Source organism: Curtobacterium sp. B8, assembly GCF_000333315.1.
In the GTDB taxonomy this organism is placed as follows: Bacteria; Actinomycetota; Actinomycetes; order Actinomycetales; family Microbacteriaceae; genus Curtobacterium; species Curtobacterium luteum.
Genome location: NZ_BACW01000666.1, coordinates 1 through 3,878, shown reverse-complemented (window position 1 = coordinate 3,878; position 3,878 = coordinate 1). Strand labels below are relative to the sequence as shown.

4 protein-coding genes are annotated in these 3,878 nt (G+C 73.5%); 1 reads left to right on the top strand and 3 read right to left on the bottom strand.

The features are described 5' to 3' along the window. The 3 genes from I59_RS17795 to I59_RS17785 all read right to left on the bottom strand — a co-directional run. The coding region (locus I59_RS17795) for a glycosyltransferase family 39 protein (RefSeq protein ID WP_022905031.1) at positions 1-1,530 on the bottom strand (1,530 nt) is incomplete at its 3' end. A gap of 209 nt (positions 1,531-1,739) precedes the next feature. Then, a complete protein-coding gene (locus I59_RS17790) occupies positions 1,740-2,567 on the bottom strand; it encodes a fructosamine kinase family protein (protein ID WP_022905030.1) in 828 nt (275 codons plus the stop codon). A 58-nt stretch (positions 2,568-2,625) separates the two neighbouring features. Beyond that, complete coding sequence (locus I59_RS17785; protein WP_022905029.1) at positions 2,626-3,477, bottom strand: LysR family transcriptional regulator; 852 nt, start codon at positions 3,475-3,477, stop codon at positions 2,626-2,628. 70 nt (positions 3,478-3,547) lie between these two features. On the opposite strand from I59_RS17785, the gene I59_RS17780 reads away from it, so the two are divergent. Then, positions 3,548-3,878: DMT family transporter (locus tag I59_RS17780; RefSeq protein ID WP_022905028.1), on the top strand; the 331-nt coding region annotated here is incomplete at its 3' end.

Sequence of the window (3,878 nt, the reverse complement as noted above, 5' to 3'; positions counted from 1 at the left end):
CGAACCGGAGTGCGCGACGGTCGTCGTGGCGAGGGCGTAGGCGGTCGTCCCGGTGAGTCCGAAGAGCGTGCCGGCGAGGACGCCCACGGTGACGAGCTTCCGGAGCGTGGGCACGTTGCCGACGAGGATCGCCGCGGTGGACAGGAGTCCGCCGATCAGCACGACCCACCGGAGCCAGGGGAGCCACGTCGGGTTCTCGTTCAGGAGGCAGAAGCCCCAGGAGGCGGTGATGCCGATCATGCCCGCGAGGCCGAGCCGTGCGGTGACGCGCCCTCGCTCGCTCCACATCAGGGCGCCGCCGGTGCCGACGAGACCCGCGATCGCCGGGGCGAGGGCGACCGTGTAGTACGGGTGGATCGTGCCGGACATGTACGAGAAGACGAGTCCGGTGACGACGAGCCACCCGCCCCAGAGCACGAGGCCGACACGGACCGGGTCGCCGAGGTGCCGGCGTCCGACGAGCACGAGGCCGAGGACGAGCGCGAGCAGCGCCGCGGGCAGGAGCCACGAGATCTCGAGGCCCATCTCGGAGGAGAAGAGCCGGTCCAGGCCGGTCGAGCCGCCGAACGAGGACCCGGCGGTCCCGCCGCCCATCCCGCCGCCGCCGTTGCCCGAGCCGCCGAAGATCCGGCCGAGGCCGTTGTAGCCGAACACGAGGTCGAGCACGGTGTTGTTCGTCGAGCCGCCGATGTACGGGCGCGACTCCGCGGGCCAGAGCCACACGGCGACGACCCACCACCCGGCGGAGACCACGAGCGACACCGCCGCGATGCCGAGGCCGATCGCCCGCTTCCCCCAGCTCGTCCGCGCGGCGACGAGGTACACGAGGCCGAACGCCGGCAGGACGAGGAGTCCCTGCAGCATCTTCGTCAGGAACGCGAACCCGAGGGCGACCCCGGCGAGCGCGATCCACTTCCAGCTGCCGCGCGGGAGCGCCCGCACGGTGCAGTACGCACCGGCGGTCATGAGCAGCACGAGCAGCGCGTCCGGGTTGTCGAAGCGGAACATGAGCGCGGCCGCCGGGGTGGCCGCCACGACGAAGCCCGCCAGCAGCGCTCCGACGTTCGCGGTCGTGGCGCCGAGCCGGGCGAGGGTGCGGCGGACGGTGCCCCACACGAGCGCGACCGACCCGACGGCCATGAGCGCCTGGGGCAGGAGCAGGCTGAACGACGAGAAGCCGAACAGCCGCGCGGACAGCACCATCACCCACAGCGAGGCCGGCGGCTTGTCGACCGTGATGAAGTTCGACGAGTCGAGGGAGCCGAAGAAGAACGCCTCCCACGACTTCGTGCCGGCCTGCACGGCGGCGGCGTAGAAGCTGTTCGCGTACCCGGAGATGCTGAGGTCCCAGAGGTACACGACGGCGGTCAGGGCGAGGAGCGCCCAGAACGCCGGCCGGAGCCAGCGGGCGTCCTCGCGCTCGCCCAGGAAGAGTCGGGCGAGGGGCGGGCGGCGGTCCCGGGAGGCGGTGGCCCCCTCCGGGTGTGCGCGCTCGCGACGGTCGGTCACGGGGGTCGGGAACGTGGTCATGACGATGAGGTTCCCGGGCGTTCCCCGAACGGACCGATGCGCTGCCTTGGTGCTCCCTAAGACCTCCGCCGCGAGGTCGGGCGGGCGCGCCGAACGAGCCCTGGCGCGGGCGACGCCGCGTCGCACAACCAAAGTCGATCCGCACCGCGATCTTCCGTGGTGCGAGCCGGCTTTGGTTGTGCGCGCGGCAGCCCCGCTGCGAGGTCCGGTCAGGCGTACCGGCGGGCCGCCCGGAGCGCGGCGCCCGTGTACGAGCCGCCGAACAGGAACACGTGCAGCAGCAGCGGCGCGAGCTGGTGGAGCTCGACCCGCTCCTGCCAGCCGTCCGCGAGCGGCGACTCCTCGTCGTAGGCCGCGAGGACGGTCTCGAGCCGCGGCAGCCCGAAGAGTCCGAGCAGCGCCAGGTCCGTCTCCGCGTGTCCGCCGTGCGGGTTCGCGTCGATGAGCACCGCGCCGGTCGGGGTCGTCCCGTCCACCGGCTGCCCGGGCGTCGGCCACAGGACGTTCCCCGCCCAGAGGTCCCCGTGCAGCCGCGCGGGGCCGTCCCCGACGAGTCCGGGCTGGGGCGAGCCGAACTCGCCGTCCTCGAGCCGCTCGGCCACACGCTCGAAGACCGCGGCCTCGGACCCGTCGAAGCCGCCCGCGTCGACGATCCGGTGCACGTAGTCGCGGATCCGGTACTCCGCGAAGAACTCGCCCCAGGTGTCGGGCGCGTCCGCCGCCGACACGAACGCGGTCCGCGACCGTCCCATCCGCAGCGCGCCCGGAGACGGGAACCCCGGCGAGGGTGCACCCCAGTGCGCCGCACCGGCCGCGTGCGTGTGGGCGAGCGAGCGGCCGAAGCGCTCGGCCTGCGCGGTCGTCGGGGCGCCGTCGCTGATCTGCTCGAGGTGCAGCACCCGCGGCTCCGGGTGCGCGAGGACGCGGGCGGTGCGGGTGCCGCCGGTGGCCTCGGCCTCGGCGAGCCACGCGAGCCCGGCGGCCTCGGCGGTCGCCTCGTCGGGGTCGGTGAAGGTCTTCACGAACGTCTCGGCCATCGGTCCATCCTGCCGCTCGACCGTGGTTCCGGTCACAGCGCGCGGGCTGTGCTCCCGGTCACCCCACCGCGTCGACGAGCGCCTGCGCCAACGGGTGCCACGGCCGCGAGGACGGGCCACTCAGCACGAGCGTCCGGGTCAACCGTCGTTCGAGCGGCAGCATCACGAGGTCGTCCGGCAGCATCCCACGCCCGAGGGTCGGGACGATCGAGACGCCCTCGCCGCGCTGGATCATCCCGAACATCGTGTTCATCTCGCGCACCCGGTGCGCCCACCGGAAGGGCTGGCCGTCGAGCTCGTGCAGCCGCTGGATCTGCACCTCGCACCCGCCGCCTCCGGCGACCAGTCCGTCCTCGTGCAGGTCGTCGAGCGTGAGCGCCTCCTGGCTCGCGAGCGGGTGGTCGCGCCGGACGACCGCGGCCATCTCGTCCCGGGCGACGACGACCGCCCCGGTCGGCACCGGCGTCGGGTCCACGAGCACGGCGGCGTCGACGGTGCCGCCCTCGAGCCACTCCGGCATCTCGTCGTCGTCGCCCTCGTAGACCTGGACGTCGACGTCCGGCAGCGTCACGGCCCAGAGCTCGCGGAGCCGCGGGAGCAGTCCCTGGCACACGGTGGGGACGGCCGCGAGCCGCACGGTGCCGCGCGCCGTGGCGGGGGTGACCACGGCCTCCAGGGCGTCGATCGAGGCGACCGCGCTGCGGGCGTGCGCGAGCAGGCGCTCCCCGAGCGGGGTGGCGGTGGCGGAGCCACCCCGGTGCACGACGGCACCCCCGACCTCGCGCTCGAGCCCCGCGACCGCGTGGGACACCGCGGACTGCCCGATCCCGAGCACGGCCGCCGCGCCGGTGAACGAACCGGCGTCGACCGTGGCGGTGAACGCCCGGAGTTGGGGGATCGAGACGGTCATGTGTCCTCCTCATGTCGGCATGAGGCACATGCGTTCGACACATGTGCGGTGGTGGTCGATGCTAGCCCTCGTGAACGCCCTCCTCTACGTCCTGGTCGCCCTCACCTGGGGCTCGAGCTTCTTCTTCGCGAAGATCGGACTCGAGGGTCTCGCGCCGCAGCAGGTCGCCACGGTCCGCACCGTCCTCGGCGCGGTGACGCTCGTCGTGGTGCTGCTCGTGACGCGTCGGGAGTGGCCCCGCGAGCCGCGGGTCTGGGGACACCTGCTCGTCGTGGCGGTGTTCCTCAACGCGGTGCCGTCCTCGCTCATGGCCTGGGCGGAGCAGACGGTGCCGTCGGGTCTCGCGAGCATCTACAACGCGACGACCCCGATCATGACGCTCCTCGCCCTCGCGGTCCTCG

Excerpts from the sequence above, each read along its gene's own strand:
- I59_RS17785 (WP_022905029.1), bottom strand. The coding sequence starts at position 3,477 with ATGACCGTCTCGATCCCCCAACTCCGGGCGTTCACCGCCACGGTCGAC.
- I59_RS17790 (WP_022905030.1), bottom strand. The coding sequence starts at position 2,567 with ATGGCCGAGACGTTCGTGAAGACCTTCACCGACCCCGACGAGGCGACC.